16 protein-coding genes and 1 pseudogene are annotated in these 22,125 nt (G+C 62.3%); 12 read left to right on the top strand and 5 right to left on the bottom strand.

Features of this window, described 5'->3' with window-relative positions; genetic code table 11:
- Window positions 1-64: 64 nt before the first annotated feature.
- The gene (locus LX81_RS19985) at window positions 65-1,267 is read right to left on the bottom strand and encodes an IS256 family transposase (RefSeq protein ID WP_111537624.1); all 1,203 of its coding nucleotides are present in this window, start codon (window positions 1,265-1,267) and stop codon (window positions 65-67) included.
- A gap of 187 nt (window positions 1,268-1,454) precedes the next feature.
- On the opposite strand from LX81_RS19985, the gene LX81_RS19990 reads away from it, so the two are divergent.
- On the top strand, window positions 1,455-2,234 hold the full coding sequence (locus tag LX81_RS19990; RefSeq protein WP_111539051.1) for an alpha/beta fold hydrolase: 780 nt from the start codon (window positions 1,455-1,457) through the stop codon (window positions 2,232-2,234).
- Window positions 2,235-2,503: 269 nt separating this feature from the next.
- Here LX81_RS19990 and LX81_RS19995 read toward each other — a convergent pair whose 3' ends face one another.
- From LX81_RS19995 to LX81_RS20005, 3 genes are all read right to left on the bottom strand, one after another.
- A complete protein-coding gene (locus tag LX81_RS19995; RefSeq protein ID WP_111539052.1) occupies window positions 2,504-3,094 on the bottom strand; it encodes a tyrosine-type recombinase/integrase in 591 nt (196 codons plus the stop codon).
- Window positions 3,095-3,347: 253 nt separating this feature from the next.
- The gene (locus LX81_RS20000) at window positions 3,348-5,468 is read right to left on the bottom strand and encodes a glycoside hydrolase family 97 protein (RefSeq protein ID WP_211322842.1); all 2,121 of its coding nucleotides are present in this window, start codon (window positions 5,466-5,468) and stop codon (window positions 3,348-3,350) included.
- A gap of 579 nt (window positions 5,469-6,047) precedes the next feature.
- Window positions 6,048-6,617 carry a recombinase family protein gene (locus tag LX81_RS20005; protein WP_111539053.1) on the bottom strand — a complete coding sequence of 190 codons (570 nt, stop codon included), beginning with the start codon at window positions 6,615-6,617 and terminating at the stop codon, window positions 6,048-6,050.
- A 405-nt stretch (window positions 6,618-7,022) separates the two neighbouring features.
- Here LX81_RS20005 and LX81_RS20010 point away from each other — a divergent pair, with 405 nt between their 5' ends.
- The 10 genes from LX81_RS20010 to LX81_RS20055 all read left to right on the top strand — a co-directional run bounded on the left by LX81_RS20010 (window position 7,023) and on the right by LX81_RS20055 (window position 21,357).
- On the top strand, window positions 7,023-7,226 hold the full coding sequence (locus tag LX81_RS20010; protein ID WP_111539054.1) for a type II toxin-antitoxin system Phd/YefM family antitoxin: 204 nt from the start codon (window positions 7,023-7,025) through the stop codon (window positions 7,224-7,226).
- Window positions 7,223-9,325, top strand: coding sequence for a class I SAM-dependent DNA methyltransferase (locus LX81_RS20015; RefSeq protein ID WP_111539055.1), 2,103 nt, complete (start codon window positions 7,223-7,225; stop codon window positions 9,323-9,325). The genes LX81_RS20010 and LX81_RS20015 overlap by 4 nt, the downstream gene beginning before the upstream one ends.
- On the top strand, window positions 9,322-10,452 hold the full coding sequence (locus tag LX81_RS20020; RefSeq protein ID WP_111539056.1) for a restriction endonuclease subunit S: 1,131 nt from the start codon (window positions 9,322-9,324) through the stop codon (window positions 10,450-10,452). Before LX81_RS20015 ends, LX81_RS20020 begins: the two co-directional genes overlap by 4 nt.
- Complete coding sequence (locus LX81_RS20025; protein WP_111539057.1) at window positions 10,449-11,264, top strand: hypothetical protein; 816 nt, start codon at window positions 10,449-10,451, stop codon at window positions 11,262-11,264. The genes LX81_RS20020 and LX81_RS20025 overlap by 4 nt, the downstream gene beginning before the upstream one ends.
- Before the next feature lie 27 nt (window positions 11,265-11,291).
- Complete coding sequence (locus tag LX81_RS20030; protein ID WP_111539058.1) at window positions 11,292-14,717, top strand: type I restriction endonuclease subunit R; 3,426 nt, start codon at window positions 11,292-11,294, stop codon at window positions 14,715-14,717.
- A 549-nt stretch (window positions 14,718-15,266) separates the two neighbouring features.
- A complete protein-coding gene (locus tag LX81_RS20035) occupies window positions 15,267-15,491 on the top strand; it encodes a helix-turn-helix domain-containing protein (protein WP_111539059.1) in 225 nt (74 codons plus the stop codon).
- Window positions 15,492-15,846: 355 nt separating this feature from the next.
- Window positions 15,847-16,407, top strand: coding sequence for a PDDEXK family nuclease (locus tag LX81_RS20040; RefSeq protein WP_146259495.1), 561 nt, complete (start codon window positions 15,847-15,849; stop codon window positions 16,405-16,407).
- Window positions 16,404-18,587, top strand: coding sequence for a TnsB C-terminal domain-containing protein (locus LX81_RS20045; RefSeq protein ID WP_111539061.1), 2,184 nt, complete (start codon window positions 16,404-16,406; stop codon window positions 18,585-18,587). Before LX81_RS20040 ends, LX81_RS20045 begins: the two co-directional genes overlap by 4 nt.
- Window positions 18,587-19,540, top strand: a complete 954-nt coding sequence (locus LX81_RS20050) for a TniB family NTP-binding protein (protein ID WP_111539062.1) — start codon at window positions 18,587-18,589, stop codon at window positions 19,538-19,540. Before LX81_RS20045 ends, LX81_RS20050 begins: the two co-directional genes overlap by 1 nt.
- A complete protein-coding gene (locus tag LX81_RS20055) occupies window positions 19,537-21,357 on the top strand; it encodes a TniQ family protein (RefSeq protein WP_111539063.1) in 1,821 nt (606 codons plus the stop codon). The genes LX81_RS20050 and LX81_RS20055 overlap by 4 nt, the downstream gene beginning before the upstream one ends.
- 148 nt (window positions 21,358-21,505) lie before the next feature.
- Here LX81_RS20055 and LX81_RS20060 read toward each other — a convergent pair.
- A pseudogene (locus LX81_RS20060) lies at window positions 21,506-21,793 on the bottom strand (integrase core domain-containing protein); the annotation flags it as partial.
- Window positions 21,794-21,843: 50 nt separating this feature from the next.
- On the opposite strand from LX81_RS20060, the gene LX81_RS20065 reads away from it, so the two are divergent.
- Window positions 21,844-22,125: transposase (locus tag LX81_RS20065; protein ID WP_211322843.1), on the top strand; the 282-nt coding region annotated here is incomplete at its 3' end.

The following is a 22,125-nucleotide window of genomic DNA, read 5'->3' on the forward strand; positions in this document are numbered from 1 at the left end:
GATGATGTCCCAGCTCGTGGTGTAGCTGGTGGCGGGCCTCGCGCTCAGAGGCGGGCCGAGCTGGTCAGTCGCGCTGCGCAGCAGGCAGGCTGACTATGGCATCATCGCAGACCGGTGCGAGCGTTTCCAGCGTGAGGTAGCGGCCACGTTGAACGGTCCATTCCTCGGTCTGCTCCATCAGGATCGCGCCGACGAGCCTGCGTATCGAGCTCTCGTTCGGGAAGATGCCGACGACATCGGTGCGCCGCTTGATCTCGCCGTTCAGGCGCTCGATCGGGTTCGTGCTGTGAAGCTTGGCGCGATGCTGGGCGGGGAAGGTCATGTAGGCGAGCACATCCTCTTCCGCCGTGTCAATGAGCTTGGCGAGCTTCGGCAGCTTCGAGCGCATCTGATCGGCCACCAGCCGCCACTGAGCCTTGGCCGTGGCGTGGTCCGGCTGGGCGAAGGCGGTGGCGATGAAGGCGGAAACCACCCTACGGCTGCTCTTTCCGGCATGGGCAAGCGCATTGCGCTGGAAATGGACACGGCAGCGCTGCCAGGTAGTGGAAAGCACCCGGGCCGTGGCGGCCTTGATCCCCTCATGGGCGTCGCTGACCACCAGCTTCACGCCGCCCAGCCCGCGGCGCACGAGATTGCGCAGGAACTCGGTCCAGAAGGGTTCGGCCTCGGACGCTCCGATCGCCATGCCCAGGACCTCGCGCCGCCCGTCGGTGTTCACGCCCACTGCGATGGTCACGGCCGCGGAGACGATGCGCCCGCCCTGACGAACCTTGAGATAAGTCGCGTCGATCCAGAGGTAGGGCCATTCGCCCTCGATGGGCCGCGTCAGGAACGCGTCCACCCGCTCGTCGATCTCCTCGCACAACCGGCTGACCTGGCTTTTCGAAATGCCGGTGCCCCCCATGGCCTGCACGAGGTCGTCCATGGACCGTGTCGAGACGCCATGGACGTAGGCCTCCTGAATGACGGCCGTCAGCGCCTTCTCCACCGAGCGTCGCGGTTCGAGGAAGGACGGGAAATAGCTCCCCGTGCGCAGCTTCGGAATGCGCAGCTCGACGTTCCCTGCTCGGGTCTGCCAGTCCCGATCGCGGTAGCCGTTGCGCTGTGCAAGGCGCTCTCCGCTTTTCTCTCCGTAGTCGGCACCGGTCTTCGTGCCGACCTCCAGCTCCATCAGCCGCTCGGCGGCGAAGCCGATCATCTCGCGGAGCAGGTCCGCGTCGCCGCTCTTCTCCACGAGCGCGCGGAAGTCCATCATCGGTTTAGTCATCGGGAACATCCCTCGGTTCAGGTTGGTGTCAGCAACCCGACCCTACCGAGAAACCCGATGGCCACCGCCAGCTACACCACCCCCCGGGACGTCACCTGCGTCCGCTGCGCGGCGCCGTCGGCACGACGGCCCGTCGGCTGCCAGCACCACCGGCGCAACCAGTTCCGCTGCCGAGCGTTGCTTGAGCATGGAACTGAATTTCGAACGTCACGGTGCAGGACCACCCTTGCTCCTGATTCACGGGCTGGGTGGAAGCGTCCGGTCCTGGGACAGCATCCTGCCGCTGCTTGCTCGCGGACGCGAGGTCGTGTTGGTCGATCTACCTGGGCACGGGGGGTCTCCGGCGCTTACGGGGCGCCAGACCATCGCCGCCCATGCGGATGCGCTCGAGCACTTCATTGACCGGAATGGGCTCGCCGGCGTCGATACCGTCGGCAGTTCTGTCGGCGCGCGGCTGGTGCTGGAACTGGCACGCCGCGGCATCGGCGGCCACACGGTCGCTTTTGATCCGGGCGGTTTCTGGCGCGGCTGGGAGACGGCGTGGTTCCGCTCCACGCTTGCCGCCTCGGTCCGGCTGGTGCGCCTCCTGCGGCGGCGCATTCCGGCGCTCTCGCACAGCCGCGCCGCACGGGCCGTTCTGCTGGCGCAACTGTCGGCGAGGCCCGGCGCCCTCGATCCCCTGCTGGTCCGGAACGAGCTGACGGCCATAGCCGAGACAGACGTGTTCGACGCGACGCTGCGCGAGCTGGCGCGTGGTCCGTTGCAGGAGGGGACCGCCACACCTCCCGGCCGCGTAACGATTGGCTGGGGCCGTCAGGACCGTCTCCTGCTGCCACGTCAGGCGGACCGCGCACAAGCGGCCTTCCCCACCGCGCGGCTGCACTGGTTCGAGCGGTGTGGCCACTTCCCGCAATGGGACCGCCCAAAGGAGGCCGCAGAGGTCATCTTGAAAACGATGGCGAGATGAGGCGCGGATAACGGACGTGACCTCGCACGCGCGGCCCGGCTCCTCGAAAGACTGCATGATGAGACGGAGATAACTCGAGCGGATGCTTCCTTTGTCCGCTCCGCCGACCTTTACCTTCGAAGATTATGCGCAATGGATGAATGGCCGATATCGTGAAGCTGCATCGCAGCGTTCGACCATCGTGCCAATGGCAGGTCTAGGCCGCCAGAAGCCGGCGGCCCTGCCGATCAAGTCTCGACCGCCTCCCATATGGCAAGCGCATCCTTCAGCTAGACGCCGAGGTAGCGAACGGTGCTGTCCATCTTGGTATGACCTAGCAGGAGTTGGACGGCGCGGAGATTGCCGGTCTTGCGGTAGATCTGGGCGACCTTGGTCCGGCGCATGGAATGGGTGCCGTATGAGCTCGGCTCCAGTCCGATCGACATGACCCAACCTCGGACGAGGCGCGCATACTGGCGGGTCGAGATGTGGAGCCTCTCGTGGAACCGCCCCGGCCAGAGATATTGCGACCCGACCAGTTCGGGATCGTCGAGCCAGGCCAGTAGAGACTTCCGCGTCCCTTCGGTAATCTCGAAGCGGACCGGTTGCCGGGTCTTGCTCTGCATGATCGAGGTCCGCTCCTTCACCTGGCTCGCCGCGTAGACGTCGGCGAGCCGGAGCGTGACGAGGTCGCAGCCGCGCAGCTTGCTGTCGATCGCCAGATTAAAGAGGGCGAGGTCACGGGTGCGACCGGCGAGCTCGAGCGGCACACCGATCGCCCAGACGTGTTTCGGCAGTAGCGGACGTTTCTGGCCGACGATACGACCCTTGTTCCAGACAGGGCGACGCACACGGATCGCAGGAACGTTTGAGGCAGGCATGACAGTTTCTCCGGCCCACCGCACTCCCCCTCATCACCGGCACCGTGCCGGCGCCGTAGGGTAGCATGCCGCAGCGCCGCAGATCCGCTCCGAGCCCATTGCGAAAATGCAAGTTCTTGCTGCGCAGGTAAAAAAACGGACAGCAGGATATAGTCTTCATCGCGGCCAGATCCCTGCCGCACGGCAGCCGAAGCGCTGGCCATTCGTGACAGGCGCAAGATCGGCACCGTCATGACCATCTGACCTCGGGCGATCACTCGGGAGCATATTCGTCCATTGTCTCGTACTCTTCTTCCGACGCGGGCCGGAAGCGGATCGCCTGGCCGCCCCCCGGGGCGAGCCGCAACTCCATAACCGTCGAGGCGTCAACGAGGGCCTCGGTGATCTCGATATCGAGCGGGGTCGTCTTCCAGTCGGCATCCGGGCCGTCGCGGTAGATCTCGGCGACATATTCCCGATCCGCCTCCAGGAACGACAGCGGAACCTCGAAGCTGCGCCCGATCTCGTCGGTGATGCTCCCGATGTACCAGTCCTCCCCGTCGCGCTCCTTTCGCGCAATGGTGACGTAATCGCCGATCCGCCCGTTCAGCACCCGCGTGTCGTCCCAATCGACGGCCACGTCCTTGATGAACTGGAAGGCGTCAAGATTGGCTTCGTAATGCTCGGGGAGGTCGGTCGCCATCTGCAGCGGGCTGTAGATCACGACGTAGAGCGCGAGCTGGTTGGCGAGCGTCGACGGCGTGTGGTGCGCCTTGTCGGGACCGAGATCGAAGATGCCAGGGGTGAAATCCATCGGCCCGGACAGCATTCGTGTGAAGGGCAGGACGGTCGTGTAATCGACTGGATTTCCGCCGCCGCCGGGCGAATTGTATTCCTGTCCGCGCGCACCCTCGCGCGTCATGACGTGGGGATAGGTGCGGCGAAGCCCGGTGTCCTTTACCGGCTCATGCGGGTTCATCGCGATCTGCGCCCGTGCGAACGCCTCGCGCGCGAGCGCGTCGTGCTCGACCATGTATTGGCCATAGTGCCACTCGCCGCGGTTCACGCCGCCGGCGTCGTCATGCTCGATCCCCTGTCCGAAATCCACGTAGCCCTGCTTGACCGACGGCACGCCGTGCCTGGCGTAGAGTGCAAGTGCATCTTCGAGTTGCGCCTCGTAGTTCGGCACCGCGCCGCCGGTCTCGTGATGACCGACGATGTTGACCCCGCGCTCGGCGGCGTAAGCCATGACCTCTTCCAGGTCGAAATCCTCGGTCGCCTCGGTGAAGTTCATGTTGACGCCGTCTCCCCACCAGCGGCCGGTCCAGCCAGTGTTCCAGCCCTCGATCAGGACGTTCGGCAGATCGTGCTCGGCTGCGAAGTCGATGTAGGTCTTGGCGTGCTCGGTCGTGGCGCCGTGGTTCGGGCCGGTCCCCCAGGACCAGTCGCCGAGGTGCATGTTCCACCAGATGCCGATGTATTTCGCCGGCTCGATCCACGACCTATCCTCAAGCGCGTTCGGCTCGTTTAGGTTCAGGATCTGGTAGGATTCGATCAGGCCGCCGGGCGTGTCCGCGATCTGCATGGTCCGCCACGGCGACACCAGCGGCGCCTCCCCCCGGACCAGCGTGAAGCCGTCGTTGCCGCCCCAGGGCGCCAGATCGGCCTTCAGTACGCCATCGCCCATGGGCAGCAGAGACATCGATGAGTAGTCGACCAGCGCCGCCTCGTGGATCGAAAGGTAGAGCCCGTCCCCGGTCTCCATGGTAAGCGGCGTGTGGACCGCCTGGTTGCCGTCGAGGGCGCTGAGCGGCTCGTCGCGCCAGAGATATTCGTAATGTGTGCGCCCATAGGCCGGGATCCACCAGGCGATCGGGTCGCCAGCCATGTCGAAGGTCGTCAACTCGTCGGCGATCTCGAACGCGCCGAGGGTGTCCTGCTCGGGCCATTCATAGCGCAAGCCGAAGCCGTCGTCGTAGACGCGGAACACGACATCCATGCTGCGTGTCGTCTCGCCCTCGGTCTCGAAGGTGGCGCGCAGCTCGTTGTAGTGATTACGGATGTTCCTTTTTTCGCCCCAGACCTGTTCCCACGTCTCGTCGAAGGACGCGGTCTCGGTTCCGGTCAGGCTAAGACCACCGTCGAAGGACGGGCCCTCGGCGAAGCGGACGCCGAGGGCCGACGGCTCGAGTATCTCGGCGCCAAGGCGGGTGACGGAGTAGGTCGGCGTGCCGTTCTGAACCTCAAGGGTGACCGTCACGACACCGCCGGGGGAGCGGACCTCGAACCTTTCCTGTGCCCATCCCGGCATTGCCGTGAACGCTGCAAGTGCGACGACGCAGCCGATCTTCGGTACGGCAGAAGTCGCTGCCGGCATCTTGCATATGAGCGACATTGTTTCCTCCCTGGCCTCGTGCAAGCTTATTGGATCGCCTTACATTTTCAATCGCGCGTTGCCTGTCCGACCCGTCATTCGACCGCCGGCCCATGGTGCCGTAGACCCCTGATAAGCCAGTCCGGAAATAGTCGAGGTCGCCCTCGTTTGCTCTGTGCGAGCTTCGGGCTTGTAAGAGCGTACGAGCACGAGATCGAAGCTCCCGGTGCGCGACCGCTCCACGCGGATCGGAGGACCGAAAGTAAGTACGTCGAACTGTCGACTCGGATTCTCGCCCGGCGCAGCTGCCTTCGATGGCGCGTTCGGCGATCAGCGCTGGGGCACAATTCGTTAGAGGTTGGACCCAGTAACGCGGCCTCGAAATCTCTGCGCTTGCAGTAAAATATCTGAACGCCCGCTTCGTCCCCGCAGAGTGTGAGTTCGGCTCCGCCTCGATCTTGCGGCTGAGGCGAACGACCGGTTCGGCGGGCCGCACTGCAGCATCGAAAGCTGCGGTGAAAGGCAGCAATGGGCCGAGAGCAGACTGCGCGGTAACTGATGGAAAGGTTTTTTTCATCTACTTCGCCGTCGCAGGCCCTGTTACGTTTCAGCGCCCTCTTTGCTGCCTGGCGCTACTAGCGCTCTGTAGACCGTCATTCGGGAAACTCCGAGATCGCGGGCAATCTTTGCCTTAGATAGGCCTTGCTCCGCGAGCGTTCGGATTTCGGCATCATCGATCCGCTTTTGGCGTCCTCTGTAAACTCCTCTACCCTTGGCAGCATCGATCCCCGCGCGTTGGCGGTCGCGGATAAACTTCAGCTCCATATCCGCCACCATGCCGAGGACCGTGATGACCATTCGACCCATATCGCCCGAAGTCGTCACCTCCGGTTCGAGAACCCGAAGCGAGGCTCCTTTCGCGTCCAACTCATGCACCAAGTTCATGACATCACGCGTCGATCGGCCAAGACGGTCGAGCCGATGGACGACTAACTCATCTCCTTCTCGCAGGAATTCTAGAACGGTAGCCAGCTCGGTCCGGCCATCTCGCGATGCGCCGGACATTGTTTCCGCTCGAACTATCTCGCAGCCCGCCGCTTTCAGCCTCGTTCTTTGAATATCAAGATCCTGGCCTGAGGTACTGACACGGGCATAACCGATCCGGGGCATGGCAATCTGTCACATTGGGGTGGCTGCGACCTTGATACTATCACAAAAGCCGCCGCGCTACCCAAATGTGACAGATTGGCTTGTCACAATCGATTGTCACCTGAGAGTGTACCCTATTGTGGCGATAAGGACGAGATCAGCCTCTTACGAACATTCGTGACACTATCAAACGCTGCCATGCAGCTTCTCCAGACCGGCCATTCGCCGCGGCTGCGAGATGAAGACCTGCGCGAACTCACACGCTACTCGCACCGCAAGCGACTGCCGCCTTTCGTCCAGCTGTGATTTAATATCACTCAGCCGCCGTTGATTTGCCTTTCCGCGACCATAATCGGCCACGGCAGAGACGACATCGTACTATTGGCCAATTTGGCCGAAGTATCCAGTATGCATGCGGAGAGGCTAATGCACATCCTGACTGCGAAAGACGCGAAGTACGGCTTCGGGCGTCTGATCGATCTCGCCAGAGCCGAGCCTGTCGCGGTGGCGAAGCATGGACGCCCCGTTGTCGTCGTGCTGGCAGTCGAGGAATACGAGCGGCTGAAAGCGCTGGACAAGCTTGGCATCAGTCCGGGTGAACAAGACGCAGGAAAGAGAACGAGCGAATGATTGCAGACCACCTGACCGGGATCGAACAGTTCGGCGCGGACCTCTGGAAGATGGCCGACGACCTGCGGGCCAACTCGGGCCTCGCATCGAACGAGTATTTTATGCCCATCATGGGGCTTCTTTTCCTGCGGCAGGCTACGAACCGCTATTACGCCGCTCTCGCCGCAATCGAGGCCGACAAGGCGGCCGGAAAGATGCCGGATCGTTTACTGGTCGACGCCGACTTTCGCCGCCGCCGCGCAATGCTGCTGCCCGAGGCGGCCCGTTACGACGTGATCCTCGACATGCCCAAAGGCGGTCAGCTTGGTGCCGCGCTCACCGCCGCCATGGAGGAAGTCGAAGAACATTTTCCGCCGCTCGCGGGCCAGTTGCCCAAGGACTACGAGCGCTTCGACGATGACCTGCTCGAAAGCATGATGCGCAAGTTCGACACCGAGGCCCTGCGCAATGCCTCTGGCGACGTCTTCGGGCGCATCTACGAATACTTCCTCGCAGAGTTCTCTAAGCAAGGCGCGCACGACAACGGCGAATTCTTCACGCCGCCGTCCATCGTCCAGACCATCGTCAACGTGATCGAGCCTGACCACGGCATCGTCTTCGACCCCGCCTGCGGCTCGGGTGGCATGTTCGTGCAGTCCAGCCACTTCATCGAGGACGCGGGCCAGGACACGATGAAGCGCGTCACCTTTTACGGGCACGAGAAGAACGAGACGACTGCCAAGCTCGCCCAGATCAACCTCGCCGTTCACGGCCTGCAGGGCACGATCCGGGCCGGGAATGAAGCGATCACCTACTACAAGGACCCGCACGAACTCGTCGGCAAGTGCGACTTCGTCATGGCCAATCCGCCCTTCAACGTGGACGAGGTCGACGCCGACAAGGTCAAGGGTGACAAGCGGCTGCCCTTCGGCCTGCCGGGCGTGAACAAGGCCAAGAAGGTCTCGAACGCCAACTACCTGTGGATGTCCTACTTCTACAGCTATCTGAACGAGAACGGCCGCGCCGGGGTCGTCATGTCCAGCCAGGCATCCAGCGCAGGGCGGGACGAGGCGATGGTGCGCCAGAAGCTGGTCGAGACCGGCGCCGTCGACGTGATGATCGATATCCGCGGCAACTTCTTCTACACGCGCACGGTGCCCTGCCAGCTTTGGTTATTCGACCGGGCGAAAAATCGTGACCCAGAGCGCGCCGATTACGTCCTGATGCTCGATGCGCGCAACATCTACCGCAAGGTGTCGCGCGCCATCTACGATTTCGCGCCCGAGCAGCAGAAGAACATCGCCGCCATCGTCTGGCTCTATCGCGGCCAGACTGAGCGGTTCCTGAAACTTGTCGAAAGCTACGTGGCGCAGGCCATTGCCGAGGGCGAGGCAGCGGCGGAGCCGCTGGCCGAATATGACAAGGTGCTCGGTAAACTCATCGAGCTGGTGCAGCCCTTCGTTACCGAAAAGCGCGATCCGGATCCGCTGGCGGAGACCTGGGGCGAGCTGACCGGTGCGCGGACAACGTTGTCGGCGGATATTGCCGGGTTCGACGCTGAGGTGACCGCGAGGGTAGCGGAATGGGCAGGCGCCGCGCGTGACAATACCGGGCTGCACGCGGCGCGCGCCGGGCTGCACCCCATGGCCGAGCGCTGCCGTGACATGACCAAGGAGATCGACTTGGCCGCCAAGCTGGCCGGACGGGTGGTGGATAACGCCATCAAGGAACTTGACGCCCGCGACCACGCCCTCTGGCCCAATGTCGAGGCGACGCGCGCCCGCAAGGCGCTGGAAGGCGCGCGGGCCGCGGCGGTCGAGGCGCTGCGGACAACGCGGTATTTCGTGAAACAGGCCGACTGGCTGCAGGAGCGGTTCCCCGACGCGGTGCTGCGCGATGTCGAGGGGCTGGTGAAACTGGTCAGCCGGGCCGAGATCGCAGCCCATGACCACAGCCTGACGCCCGGCCGCTATGTCGGCGTCGCGCCCGAGGAGGTCGACGAGGATTTTGACTTCGAAGAGGCGCTGCGGTCGATCCACATCGACCTGAAAGGGTTGAACGAGGAGGCGGCGGAGCTTGCGGCGCGGATCGCTCAAAACTTCGAGGAGTTGGGGGCGTGACGGCTTACCTCGGTTCCGAGCACTGGAAACCAGCCGTCCTACAGGACCTCGTGCTCTTGCAGCGTGGTTTCGACATTACGAAGGCGCAACAGAAGGAAGGCGAGATCCCCGTCTACTCATCTTCCGGCCTAAGCAGTTGGCACAACGAGGCAAAGGTCGAAGGCCCCGGAATCATCATAGGACGCAAGGGCACGCTGGGGAGCGTGCACTATTCCGAAAGTGATTATTGGCCCCATGACACGACTCTCTGGAGCAAATCCCTCAACGGAAACAACCCACGTTTTGTATACTACGCGCTAAAGTGCCTCGGACTTGAGAAGTTCAATGTCGGTGGAGCGAATCCAACGCTGAACCGAAACCATATCCACGGACTGCCGATATTCCTGCCCGGTCGGAATGTGCAGGACACTATCGTTTCCATCCTCTCCGCCTATGACGACCTGATCGAGACCAACCGGCGGCGGATTGCGCTGTTGGAAGAGGCGGCGCGGCTGCTCTACCGCGAGTGGTTCGTTCACTTCCGCTTCCCCGGCCACGAACACGTCCCCCTCACCGACGGCCTCCCCGAGGGCTGGGAGCGTTTCGCGCTCTCCGACCTGGCTGACTTCATAAACGGTTTCGCCTTCAAGCCAGCGCATCTTGGCGACACCGGCTTGCCCATCGTTAAGATCCCTGAGTTGAAACAAGGCGTCACTGAGAAGACACCCCGGAATGACGGTGAAATGGTCCCCGAGAAGTACCATCTCAAGGACGGCGACCTTCTGTTCTCATGGTCGGGGACTTTAGCGGTGAATGTCTGGACGAGCGGTCCGGCGCTGCTCAACCAACACCTTTTTCATGTCGTCCCGCGTGGGCGCGTCAGTCGCGGCTTTCTGATGTGCGCCATCAGGGAAGCTCTGATTGCTTTCGAAAACCAGACGGTTGGGGCCACCATGAAACATATTCGCCGGTCTGCGTTGGACCGGGTCTTTGTCCCGCTGCCAGACCGCGCCTTCATGTCGCCTGTCAAAGATACGCTGACGAATACCTATGATCAACTGATCGTCCTTCACCAACAAAACCAGAAACTCGCCCAAGCCCGAGACCTCCTCCTGCCGCGCCTGATGAACGGGGAGATCGCGGTGTGACCGAGGCAGACTGGGGCGAAGTGGCGGGGGCTGACGTTGACGGGTTCGAACTGAGCCACCGCGATCATGCACTGTTCCTGATCGGTGAGCGTCATTTGGACGCTCAGGCGATCGCCATCAGGAGCATCCTGCGACGGAATCGTGAGGCCGAAAAGCAGGTCGCGGAGGAAATCAAGGAGCTCGACGCCCACATTCGCGCCTATGCCGGAGGCGACGAAGAGTACCAGATGCACATTGAGAACCATTGGGTCGACACGCTGCACGGAACGGTATTCCAGGATGCTGCGCACAGCATGTCGGCAGTCGGCATGCTGGCCCCTTTCGTCGAGTCCCTGCTCCTCTCGATTTTCCAAGGGCTTCGGGAACGACTCGATGCGAGTAAGGGCTCCCTGGACGAAACGACCAGAGGCACGAGTTCCGCTACGAAGTTCTGGGATCCGCGATTGGTTCGTGACGACTCGCGGTGGCAGAAAGCAGGCCTCGTCCGCGGCACAAGGCAACTGTCCGATGCAATCGGTCTGTCGCCCTATTTGCCTGAGGGCTTCGCCGCTATGCATGCGGCGCTGACTGCCTACCGCAACAGTATGTTCCACAACAGCTTCGAGTGGCCGATGGACGAGCGCAAGACATTCGGCGAGTTGATCGTAGCCGAAAGTTGGCCAGACGGATGGTTCAAGAAATCGACTACGGGCAGTGATCCGTGGATTTTCTACATGAGCGACGAGTTCATCGCCCATTGCCTTGAAATGATTGACCAAGTGCTTAAGGGCGTTGGAAGATACCTTGAGCAGCGCAGGACAGGACAGATTTGACGTGATCTGATCTCAGAGAGGGATTGCATGGCCGTCACAGGCATCAACAGCGAGGATCGACTGGTTCAGGCGACCTTCGCCGAGCATCTGGAAACGGTGCTGGGTTGGGAAAACGTCTATGCCTGGAACCAAGAGGCCTTCGGGCCAGACGGCACGCTGGGGCGCAAGGACATGACTGAGGCGGTTCTGACTCGCGACCTGCGCGCGGCCGTTCACCGCCTCAACCCCGATTTGCCCGCCCCTGCCATCGAGGATGCGATCCGCGCCCTGACCGTCTATGACGTCAGCCGTTCCATGGTGCAGCACAATCGCGACTTCTATCGCATGCTCCGCGGTGGCGTACCCGTGACCTACCGCGATGCGCAGGGCCGCCAGAAATCCGCCCGCGCCAGGGTGATCGACTTCGACAACGCCCCCGGTGCCAACCGCTTCCTCGCCGTGCGCGAGTTGAAGCTGACCGGGATCCGGACGCCCAACTACAACCGTCGCGCCGATCTGGTTTGCTTCGTCAACGGCCTGCCGCTGGTCTTCATCGAGCTCAAGGCTGTCTACAAGAACATCCGGGCGGGGTTCGACGGCAACCTGCGCGACTACATGGACGAAAATGTCATCGCCCATGCGTTTCACCACAACGCCTTCCTGATCGTGTCGAACGGCGACCGTGCCCGCTACGGCTCGATTACCAGCGCGTGGGAGCATTTCAACGAATGGAAGCGGCTGAACGAGGCGGATGAAGGCAGCGTTGATGCCGAGCGTCTACTGAACGGCATGCTGGCGCATGACCGGCTGCTCGATTTGGTCGAAAACTTCATCCTGTTCGACGAGAGCAAGGCCGGCTCCGCGCGCAAGGTGGTGGCGAGAAACCATCAGGTGCTGGGCGTGAACTGCGCCGTGGCCTCGGTCGCATGGCAGGAGGCGATCAAGGCGGACATCCCGCCCGGAGAACGCCTGCGGCACCGCGTGGTGGAGTTGCCGCTGGAGCGAAAAGCGCCGACGAAGCGTAGGAAAGGCGACCAGGCGCTTGTAACGGCGGAAACAGCGCTGCCGTCCTTCATCCCCGAAGGTCCGGTCGACATCATCGAGCGGGCGCACCCCGATCTTGGCCGGTTGGGTGTGTTCTGGCACACGCAGGGCAGCGGCAAGTCCTATTCCATGGCCTTCTTCGCCGAAAAAGTGCGGCGCAAGGTGCCGGGTAATTTCACCTTCCTGCTGATGACCGACCGGAACGATCTCGACAGCCAGATCTACAAGACCTTCGTGGGTTGCGGCATTGCCGTGAACGATACCCCGCGTGCGGCCTCCGGTGATGATCTGGAACGGATCCTGAAGGAGAACAACCAGTACGTCTTCAGCCTGATCCACAAGTTCAACAAGGACGTGAACCCGAAGAAGCCCTACAGCGAGCGTGACGACATCATCGTGATCTCGGACGAGGCGCACCGCACGCAGGCAGGGCGGCTGGCCCGAAACATGCGCCTTGCGCTGCCCAATGCCGCCTTCATCGGCTTCACCGGTACGCCGCTGTTCAAACAAGACGAGATCACCAAACGCATCTTCGGCGAATATGTCTCGCGCTACGACTTCAAGCGGTCCGAGGAGGACGGGGCCACCGTCAAGCTAGTCTACGAGAACAGGGGCGAGAAGCTCGGCGTCGCGAAGATCGATTTGAACGAACGGATCGCCGAGAAGATCGAGGAGGCGGAACTCAACCCCGATCAGGCGGCGCTCCTCGATAAGCTGCTCGGGAAGGACTACGAGGTCATCACCGCCGATGAGCGGCTCGACAAGATCGCCGCCGATTTCGTGGATCACTGCGCAACGAGGTGGGAAGCCGGAAAATCCCTGTTTGTTTGCATCGACAAGATCACCTGCGCCCGGATGCACCAGATGATCGTCCCGCGATGGCGGGCGAAGGCCGCAGAAGTCAGGGCGGCGGCCAATGCCAAGCAAGCCCAAGCGGATGCCACGGCCAACGAATCTTTGCGCGCTGTACTCGCGGAGGAGGCGCTAGAATTGGATGCGCAGGCAACGTGGCTTGAGGAAACCATTATCGGAATCATTATCAGCGAAGCGCAGAACGAGGTCGCTGACTTCAAAAAATGGGGGTTCGATATCATCCCGCACCGCGCCCTGATGAAGCAGGGCTTCGATACTGGGAATGGCGAGCGGATCGATGTCGAGACGGCCTTCAAGAACCCCAAGCACCCGTTCCGCGTCGCAATCGTCTGTGCGATGTGGCTGACCGGCTTCGACGTGGAATGCCTGTCGACGCTCTATATCGACAAGCCGATGAAGGCGCACACGCTGATGCAGGCCATCGCGCGCGCGAACAGGGTGTATCCTGGCAAGGACTTCGGCCTGATTGTCGACTACAATGGGATGCTGGCCAGCCTGCGAGCCGCGCTGGCTCAGTACGCGCTTGGTGTTGATGGCACAGGCGGAGAAGAGATCATCGCCCCCATCGAGGAGAGGGTGCAGGCCCTGCTCGAAGCCATCGAGGCGACCGAGGCGCATCTGTGCGGCCTTGGCTTCGACCCAGGCGTGCTGCTTGGTTCGAAGGGCTTTGTGCGGATCAAGGGCCTAAAGGACGCCGTGGAAGCTGTCTATTCGACAGACGAGTCCAAGCGGCGCTTCGAGATTCTCGCACGGCAGGTGTTCATTCGCTACAAGGCGCTGCTGATGGAACCCAGCGCTTGGGCATACGCCGAACGACACGACAACATCGAAGCAATCTACAAGAAGCTGACCGAGCGGCGCGACACGGCTGACGTGACAGAGCTGTTGAAGGAGTTGCACCGGATCGTCAACGAGGCCATCCGGACGCAGGCGCCAGGAGACGACCAAACCGAGGGACTGACCTTTGACCTCAGTCAGATCGATCTTGAGAAGCTGCGCGATGAATTCGCAAAGAAGGTCAGACGCAAAGCGACCGCGCTTCAGGACATTCGAGACATCGTCGAACAGAAACTCGCCGAGATGATGGCGCGGAATCCCGCGAGGATGGACTATCAGGTGAAGTACGAGGCGATCATCGCCGACTACAATCGGGAGAAAGACCGAACCGCCATCGAGGAGACCTTCCGTCGACTGGTCGAGCTGGTGAACAGTCTGGACGAGGAACAGAAGCGCGCAACGAAGGAGGGGCTTGGCGAGGATGAACTCGCGCTCTTCGACCTGCTGCTCAAGGATAACCTGGACAGGACGTCTCGTGAGCGGGTGAAGCAGGCGAGCCGCGACCTCCTGGCCTCCATAAAGACGCGCTTGGCCGAACTCGATCGCTTCTGGGAGAAGGAACAGACAAAGGCAGACGTCGAGGTCTTCATCTTGGACGAAGTCTTCGCAAGTCTACCGTCACCCCCGTTCACGCCCGATGAAAAGAAAGCACTTGCCGCGAGCGTCTACGCCCACGTGTGGCAACAGGCCGTGAATGGTGGCTTCGCGCAGGCGGCATAGGGCCACTCGCCGTTTATTCGATCTGAGGCTGATGAAGGTCGGCTTTTGAAGATGGTCTGTGGCTTGTTCGCGCGTGCAATAAACTTCGGCTTGCCGCCCATGGCACTACAGAACCCGCTGTAGCATTTCGTGTACGTTGATGACGGCAGCAATTTTGATCATCGCAGCATTTATAAAAGTAGATGGGCGGACGACCTACTACGCCACAACGCAATCTTTTCGATCGCGTTCGCTATTGGGGTGTTTGCAGGTCCCACGTTCCGACTTGATTAACCAATGTGCCCATCTGCGTATCATCGGCGCGCGGACCGCGCCGTCGAAGGCGTGATCCGATCACCTTCAATCACGATGTATGTAGTTCGCGCTGACAAAAGGTTTGCAGTACCCCGAAATTCGCTGACGATCCTATAGAGTATGGCTACAAAATATAAGATCGTCAGGCACTTAGATCGCCTTCTCGCCTCGAATTATGTTGACGGGTGTCATCGCCGGTGATTCGGTGATCTTGCGATTATTGGACCACCATCCAGATTTCGCGAGGAGCCCCGGATGATCGATCCACAGCGACACGAGACGATAAAACGCCGACTGAAACAGCGAGGAACGTCTCTGGCGCAAGTTGCGCGGGATCTCGAAGTTCTGCCGAGTACGGTATCGATTGTGAGCCAAGGTCATCGAAAATCGGACCGGATCCAAAGAGCAATCGCTCTGCGGCTGGACACGACCGCCGAGGCCCTCTTTCCGGAAAAATACAGCAAGGAGGACGTCGCGTGAGATAGCACCCGCTACAACGAGAGAACTCCGACAAGCGTCAACTTGCCGGAGCCCTGATAGAAAATCGATGGTCTCGATACCTCTATCATCTCTCCCGCAGCAGCGAAGTCAAGTCCGATGGCGGCTGAGCGCCCTCGGAAGACATGTCCAACGAGATGATGAAAGGCGGCCGCCTCCCCCGGTCGACCGCACCATCGGTGCGGGTCGGAGGGGGCGTGCCGAAACCCACATGAACCAACACTTAGGTACGATCCGCCCGCCGATTCCGTCGCGGGGGCTCAGGAGAGTTTCGTTCCGCTCGAGAGGAAGCTGCCGCACCTCCTCGGTCTGCCATGTGCCGGCCATCGACGGGCCGGTGATCGTCGACTGCGAAAGTCGCCTCGAGGACAGGACCCGGTCCATCCTCCTTGCCAGGCAAGATCTGCACGATCTGCGCGAGCAGTTCCCCTGCATCGCGTATGCGGGGCAGAACGGAGATCGTCGGCAGCACACGTTCGACTTCCTCGCGACCTTCAGATCGGGACGACGCTTCGCCATCGCCGTGAAGCCAAAGGCATTGGCCGACCGCCAACACTTCTCGTCGGAGCTGGCGCTCGTCGCCGCCGCCACGCCTCGCAGGGTGGCGGACGAGGTCATGCTTATAACGGATACGGACATCGACAATACCGAGGCCAGGAACGCCGCACGTTACCTCCATATCGTCCGGACCCCCGACGCCGAGGCGGACCACTGGCTCGCGTGCAGGATCGAGACAACCTCCGAGGCTTGCCGCATCGGCGACCTCATCTCCGCGAGCGGCATGGGCGGACGGACGTTCCGCGCCGTCTTCAAAGCGATCTATGCCGGGTACCTCTCCGTCGATCGCAGACAGCCGATCACGGCAGATACCATCGTTCGCATCGGAGCCGTCCAATGACCGTCCGTATGAAGTTCACTGAAACCGACCGCCTCGTCATCCATGGCACGGCCTACCGCGTGGCCGACCACGGCGAGACCGGGTTGACCATCTTCCAGCACGAGAACCCCGCCCTCACCGAGGTGGTCAGCTTCGACGACATGTCCGATCTCCTGCGGACGCGCTCGGCGCAGCTCCAGCGCGGGTTCTACGACCGGGCCTCCCGGAACGTCTCGCTGCCGGAGCATTGCATCGGCGTGAACGATCTGCCGGTTCACGTTCGAGAGGAAGTTCTCTGGCGGCACCGATGGTGCACCGCGCTCGAAGCGGTGTGCAGGGCTGACAAGGTGTCCCTGACCCGGCCGGCGATCGCGCAAGTCATGGAGAGCCTTGTCCCCCGCGTCGCGGAGATGGAAGCCGCCGCCCGGCGTGGATCGAAGGAACGGCGATCGGGGACCAAGATGGAACAGCGCGAACCACCGCGGCCGTCGACCCTCCTGGAGTGGTACCGGACCTATAGAAGCCACGCGCGGACCATCATGAGCCTCGTTCCCGAGGTCCACCGGGCCGGGAACCGCCATCGGCGGTTCACTCTGGCGACCGAGGCGTTTGTCGCCCAGGCAATTGCAAACTATGCCAATCCGCTCCGTCCGACGGTCGCCCAAACGGTTGCGAAGACGCTACTCGATCTGCACGCGGAGAACCGTCGACGCACGGCCTCGGGCGAGACGCTCCTCGATCCCATGTCGGCTCGAACGATCCGGAGACGGCTGTCCTCGCTCGATCCGTACTCGACCTACGCGATGCGATACGGCCCCGCTGCCGCGAACCGGAAGTTCAACATCGCCGAAAACGGCGATCCGGCACTCTTTCCGATGGATGTCGTCGAGACCGATTCTTGGATGATAGACCTCGTCACGCTCTTCGCACAAAGTGGCATCATCGATGGCCTCAGCCCCGCGATGCGTGCCGACCTGGAGCGGGGCCGACGCTGGGTCACGCTGGTGATCGACAAGGCAACGCGCGTGGTGCTCGGGTTCCGGATCGCCGAGAAACCCACGGCCCAAACCTCCGTCGCGGTGATCGCCGATGCAACCCGCGACAAGTCCCACATCGCGCAAGCCATGGGCTGCGAGAATCCCTGGCCCTTCCACGGGGGGTTGAATGTCGTCAGTGCCGACATGGGTCCGGAGAACAACAACGACACGTTCCGGGCCGCAGTCGCCGCCGCGGGCGGAAACGTCCTGTTCGCACCGGCCGGTCAGCCGCAGCTTCGCGGAACGATAGAACGGATCCTTCGGACCTTCGGGCAGCAGCTCATGCCCCTGCTGGTCGCGCGGACATTCTCCAACCCCATCGACAAGGGTGACTACGACGCCGAAGGGTGGGCGAGCATCGGCGACGACGAGCTGGCCCGGGTCCTCGTCACCTTCGTGGTCGACATATACCACGACCTTCCTCACGAGGGCCTCGGCGGAGAGACCCCCGCGAACTGCTGGAAGAGGCTGAGCGACCTCTACGGCGTCACCCCTCCACCGGACGGCCATACGCGCCGGGCGGCGTTCGGTATCCACGGGACCCGCAAGATCGTCGGCGGAAACGTCCGGGCGTTCGGCATCGAGTACACCTCCGACGAAATCCGGCACCATTTCCTCCACGGTCATGGGCAGACTGTTGGCATCCGCATCGACCCCGAGAATATCGGCTGGATCACGGTCGAGATCGACGGCTGTTGGATGGCCGCCGAAGCTGTCCCGGCCGGCTTCGACGGGCGATCGTTGGCGGAATGGACCGACATCTGCCAGCGACTCCGGTTCAAGCACCGAAAAGACGCGGCGATCCATGAGGAGACCATCCGCGCCGCGTTCGGGAAGATCGACGACATCCAGCGCAACGCTCTGACCCGGATGGGCCTGACGCCCCATCGGATGTCGGCAGAGACGCTGGGACGGCTCGAGAGCGAACTTTTCCTCGGCCTTCAGATTACGACCACAGAAAAGGTTGGCGGGGCCGGGTCCAGCGACAAGATCGGCAAAGGTCCGAACCGAGGTGGCAACGGGAACGACGGTGAACCGTCTGCGTTCGGGTTCGGCACACCAATTCGTCCCAAAGGCGGTGCGCCGGGTGGAGCCGCGACGCCTCCGGTCGAGTTCGATCCGGAGGTGGATCCGGACACGCCCTGGACGCTGGAGGACGATTGATGTCCGACGCGCACCTGCAATTGATCGGCGAGCAGATCGCCGACCTCCAAGCCCACTTCGTGCGGCACGAGGGCTTCCGTCGGCTGGAGGAGGATTTCCGCCTCCTTCGACACCGGCGGGAGGCCGACATCAAGGCAGGCCGATCCCGCGAGGTGCGCGGGATCGCTGTCATCGGCGCTTCGGGCAGCGGCAAAACCACCGCGGTCGACAGGCTCCTTCGCAATGCGGCATCGGTCGTCAAAGCCGATCCGGATCATCGCGCGATCATCAGCCTACGCGTGCCCTCCCCCGCCACCGTGAAGTATGTCGGCCAGACGATCCTGCGAGGTCTAGGGTACCCGGTGAATGGTCGCCGGGAGTCCTGGTACGTGTGGAACCTCGTCCGGTACCAATTAAAGGAGCGGCAGACGCTCTTTCTCCACCTCGACGAGGCTCAGGACCTCGCGGCCAAAGGAACAGAGCGGGAGCGGCAGTCGGTCGTGAACCTCCTGAAATCGCTTATGCAGGACCCTGACTGGCCGATCTGCCTCGTGCTCTCCGGCACTGGGGAGCTGGCGGACATCCTGAACTTCGATCCGCAGCTCGGGCGGCGGTTTCAACCGATCCGCTTCGAGCCGATCAGCGAGCTTGCCGACCTCGCCAAGGTCCGCGACCTTCTCTCCGCCTATATCGGAAAGACCGTCCTTGCAGTCGATCCCGACATCGAGTCCGATGCGTTCGGCACGCGGCTCGTGCACGCCGCGGCCAACGAGTTCGGGCTGGTCATTGAGATTGCCATCGCGGCCATCGAAGTGGCCCTGCTTCGGCGGGCCACGACTTTGACGGTCGCCGACTTCGCGGGGGCCTTCAGGCGGCGGGCGGGCTGCATAGACGGGCTCAACCCCTTCGTAGCTGAGAACTTCCGGCGGATCGATCCGAGGGAACTGCTGGCGGAGGAGGACAGAATTCGATGATCGACGCGTCGCCTCTGTCTCCCCTGTCCGTGACCAGCCACGAAGACGAGACCTTCACGTCGCTCCTCTCCCGCATTGCCGCGCGGAATGGCGCGGCGGACCTTTCCGACTTCAGAACGGATATCGGCGTCCGCCAGGAAGACATCCTCCGTCCCGACGCGGAGGCACTGTCGGCTCTCGCGATCGGTGCCGGAGTGCCGGACCACCCGTCGCTTCACAGAACTCCTATGATGAATGCCGACGGACAGTTCGTCCTGGGTCATGCACGGATGACCAAGAGCGATCTGATCCGGTTCCGCATCCGCATCTGCCTGAAATGCATCAGAGCCGACAAGCGCCGGGATCGCAGGTTCGGACCGTATCAGCGCTTTTCCTGGCTCCTCGCAGACGTCCATGCTTGCGCGGAGCACTCGTGCCTTCTCGAGGACATCACGGAGGCGTCCGGAACTGCCGGTAAACTGGACTTTCACCGCGCCGTGGCGAACACGGACCCGAACATCTTGGTCCGCCTTGGGTCCAAGGTCTTCCCTCTCCACCGGGACCTCGAGACCTACCTCGTCGGCAGAGTTTTGGGACACGCGACCAACCCCTTCCTCGATGGGCTGGAGTACCGCGTGGTGGCGTCGACGGCACGCTCGCTTGGCTGCCTCGTGCGGTTCGGACCAAAGACCGCGCTCAGCGGTCTCACGCCGCGGGACCAGCGAATAGCCGGGCACGATGGTTTTCAGATCCTGAGCGGCGGACCGACTGCCATCCACGACGCCCTCGAGGGGATTCGCATGTCGAAGCCGCTCGCGGCCACCAAGCATCGCATGCGGTTCGGCACGTTCTTCGACTCGCTGAGAAATCGAGATGATACGGCTTACGCCCCGATCAAGGATCTCGTCCGGGACTACATCCTCGAGACGTTCCCGGTCCCCGAGGGGACGGAAGTGCTGGGCGTGACATGCCGCAAACAACGTCGCCATACGCTCGCGACAGGCGCAGCTTCCATCGATATGAACCGCGCAAGGCTCGGGCATCGGCTCGTCGAACGCGGCCTGGCATACGTCAGGGCCGGGTCGGCAATGCCGGTGCTGCTTGACTACATTTCCACGGATGTCCTCAACGAGATCAAGGCCACTGAAGCCACAGCCTACGATCTCTCCCAAGTCTGCGAGATTCTCGGGGTGCATCGCAACCTCGTCGGCAGGCTGGCACAGAATGGCTTTCTGGGTGTCCAGCCGGTCGACGGACCGGGGACCTACAGTTTCGCCCGGAACGACGTCTGGCTGCTCAAAGAACAACTCTTCGGCTTTCCCTTCCGGCGTCCGCTGGGCCCTGCAACCCATCTTCCCCTGTTCGATGCCGCGCGCCAGTACCGTCTGCCGATCGAAACCCTGATCCATCTGGGCCGCCGGGGGGATCTGAAACTCAGACACGATGCCGAACGAGAGCGCTCTCTTCCGAATCTTCTGGTCTGCGTCGCCGAACTCGAAGGACAGCTCCGTCCGAAGCGATCCGTCGGATTGGTCCACCTTGAGGCCGCGCGCTTGCTGATGACCGATCGAAGGTCGATCTCCGAACTGGTCGAGGCTGGCAAGCTCGTGGAGAAGGAAATCCATCTCGGGTATACGGCCCGGGCGGCGCCCTATGTGACGGCCGAGAGCCTGCGTGCCTTTCGTGAAGAATACGTATCACTGACCCAGATGGCATTCGAGATGAACAGGGAGCCGGGACCCTACGCCCAGCATCTTGCCGGCCGCGGCATCGCCGCATGCACGGAAATTTCGTCGAGCGCGAAGTTCTACCGGCGTAAAGACTTCCGCCGCAACTAAGCATAGTAAGAAATCGGGAGTTGTGGGGTCGGCTGTTGGGTCGGCCCCTTGCCGTTCGACCCTCGGAATGGTGCGCGTCGGTACCTACCTGACCAGAAGTCGGTTCTGCGCGATGCAAACGGAAACGGGATGATGCCAGATCAAGGACTTAGGACGCACGTAAGTCGGGACTTATCTGGCTCGTATCAGCAGGGTTAGCAATCGCCCGACGCGCGGAGCTTTCAGCTCGTGCAGCGGGGCGGGCGATTGCGGTTGTCAGGGTTCGCGCGTAGTCAGCCGGGGTCTGGTAGTCCAAAGCCGAATGCGGGCGCTCGGTGTTGTAGTCGGGAGCCCAGGCCGCAATGACGTCACGGGCGTGAGCCAGGTTCCGGAACATGGTCTCATTGAGCAGTTCATCCCGCATCCGACCGTTGAAGCTCTCTAGGCCTTGTTGCAGAAAGCCTGCGTGGGATTCACATCGTGAGTCCAGCGACATAGCTGTCCGGCATGTCCAAGCCTGCGCCCACCCGTTGCCGCACCCTGAACGGGTCGAGTTACAACGCGTCGCTGCGTGAGCGCGGGTCTCTGACGGTCTGGTTCGACCCGGGCATGGCTTGGCACGCGGCGCCTTCGGGCAAGCAGGGGCGGCAGCAAACCTTCTCGGACGCGGCGATCCAAGCGTGCCTGACCATCAAGGTGCTGTTCGGCCTGCCGCTTCGCCAGACAACGGGCTTCGTGGCGAGCCTGTTGAAGCTCATGGGGCTCGACTGGTCGGTGCCGGACTACTCG

Source organism: Palleronia aestuarii, from assembly GCF_003253995.1.
Lineage (GTDB): Bacteria > Pseudomonadota > Alphaproteobacteria > Rhodobacterales > Rhodobacteraceae > Palleronia > Palleronia aestuarii.

What these genes read in the sequence shown, in the direction of transcription:
- LX81_RS19985 (WP_111537624.1), bottom strand. Translation starts at nt 1,267, where the DNA reads ATGACTAAACCGATGATGGACTTCCGCGCGCTCGTGGAGAAGAGCGGC.
- LX81_RS19990 (WP_111539051.1), top strand. Translation starts at nt 1,455, where the DNA reads ATGGAACTGAATTTCGAACGTCACGGTGCAGGACCACCCTTGCTCCTG.
- LX81_RS19995 (WP_111539052.1), bottom strand. Translation starts at nt 3,094, where the DNA reads ATGCCTGCCTCAAACGTTCCTGCGATCCGTGTGCGTCGCCCTGTCTGG.
- LX81_RS20000 (WP_211322842.1), bottom strand. Translation starts at nt 5,468, where the DNA reads ATGTCGCTCATATGCAAGATGCCGGCAGCGACTTCTGCCGTACCGAAG.
- LX81_RS20005 (WP_111539053.1), bottom strand. Translation starts at nt 6,617, where the DNA reads ATGCCCCGGATCGGTTATGCCCGTGTCAGTACCTCAGGCCAGGATCTT.
- LX81_RS20010 (WP_111539054.1), top strand. Translation starts at nt 7,023, where the DNA reads ATGCACATCCTGACTGCGAAAGACGCGAAGTACGGCTTCGGGCGTCTG.
- LX81_RS20015 (WP_111539055.1), top strand. Translation starts at nt 7,223, where the DNA reads ATGATTGCAGACCACCTGACCGGGATCGAACAGTTCGGCGCGGACCTC.
- LX81_RS20030 (WP_111539058.1), top strand. Translation starts at nt 11,292, where the DNA reads ATGGCCGTCACAGGCATCAACAGCGAGGATCGACTGGTTCAGGCGACC.
- LX81_RS20035 (WP_111539059.1), top strand. Translation starts at nt 15,267, where the DNA reads ATGATCGATCCACAGCGACACGAGACGATAAAACGCCGACTGAAACAG.
- LX81_RS20045 (WP_111539061.1), top strand. Translation starts at nt 16,404, where the DNA reads ATGACCGTCCGTATGAAGTTCACTGAAACCGACCGCCTCGTCATCCAT.
- LX81_RS20050 (WP_111539062.1), top strand. Translation starts at nt 18,587, where the DNA reads ATGTCCGACGCGCACCTGCAATTGATCGGCGAGCAGATCGCCGACCTC.
- LX81_RS20055 (WP_111539063.1), top strand. Translation starts at nt 19,537, where the DNA reads ATGATCGACGCGTCGCCTCTGTCTCCCCTGTCCGTGACCAGCCACGAA.